Source organism: Streptomyces sp. NPDC093600 (assembly GCF_044764755.1).
GTDB lineage: Bacteria > Actinomycetota > Actinomycetes > Streptomycetales > Streptomycetaceae > Streptomyces.
Window position 1 is genome coordinate 1 of the sequence record NZ_JBIWIU010000028.1, and the last position, 1135, is coordinate 1135.

The window sequence follows — 1135 nt, forward strand, 5'->3', positions numbered from 1 at the left end:
TCCCAGCCTTCGGCCCAGAGGTCGAAGCGGGCTTGTTGTTGGGGGTGTTCGGCTGCTGCGTCGGTGTCGAGTTCGATGCCGAGGCCGGGGGTGTGGGGGAGGGGGAAGCAGCCGGTTTCGGGGTCGATCTGGGGGGCGCCGGTGACGATGTTCTTGATGTCGGCGTCGGCGAAGTCGTTGAAGTGTTCGAGGATTTTGAAGTTGGGGGTGCAGGCGGCGAGTTGGAGGTTGGCGGCGGTGAGGACGGAGCCGCCGACGTTGTGGGGGGCGATGAGGGTGTAGTGGGTTTCGGCGGTGGCGGCGAGTTTGCGGGTTTCGAGGATGCCGCCGATGTGGCCGAGGTCGGGTTGGATGATGTCGGCTGCTTGGGTTTCGAAGAGTTCGCGGAATTCGATGCGGTCGTGGATGCGTTCGCCGGTGGCGATGGGGGTGGTGACCTTGTCGGCGACTTTCTGGAGGGCTTTGAGGTTCTCGGGGGGTACGGGTTCTTCGAGCCAGGCGGGGTGGTAGGGGGCCATTTCGTGGGCGATGCGGATGGCGGTGGCGGGGGAGAAGCGTCCGTGCATTTCGAGCATGAGTTCGGTGTCGGGGCCGATGGCGTCGCGGACGGCTTCGATGAGGGAGACGGCGTAGCGGGTCTGTGGGGGGTCGAGTTCGAGGTGGCCGGTGCCGAAGGGGTCGATCTTGAGGGCGCGGTAGCCGCGGGCGATGACGTTCTTGGCGGCTTGGTGGTAGGCGTCGGGGGTGCGTTCGGTGGTGTACCAGCCGTTGGCGTAGGCCTTGACCTGGTCGGTGATCTTGCCGCCGAGGAGTTGCCATACGGGGACGCCGAGGGCTTTGCCCTTGATGTCCCAGCAGGCCATTTCGATGACGGCGATGCCGGACATGACGATCTCGCCGGCGCGTCCGTAGTCGCCGTACTTCATGCGGCGGACCAGGTCCTCGACGGCGAAGGGGTCGGAGCCGGCGATGTGGTTGGTCTCGGCCTCGCGCAGGTAGCCGAGGAGGGCGTCGGTGTGGCCGAGCATCCGGGTCTCGCCGACCCCGGTCAGGCCCTCGTCGGTGTGGACCTGGACGTAGGTCAGGTTCCGCCAGGGTGTTCCGACGACGTGTGTGGTGATTCCCGTGATCCGCA

Annotated in this window: 1 protein-coding gene; it reads right to left on the minus strand. The window is 66.3% G+C overall.

Annotated elements, in window-relative coordinates; genetic code table 11:
- Positions 1–1135: mandelate racemase/muconate lactonizing enzyme family protein (locus tag ACIRB4_RS31625; protein ID WP_403296105.1), on the minus strand; the 1135-nt coding region annotated here is incomplete at both ends.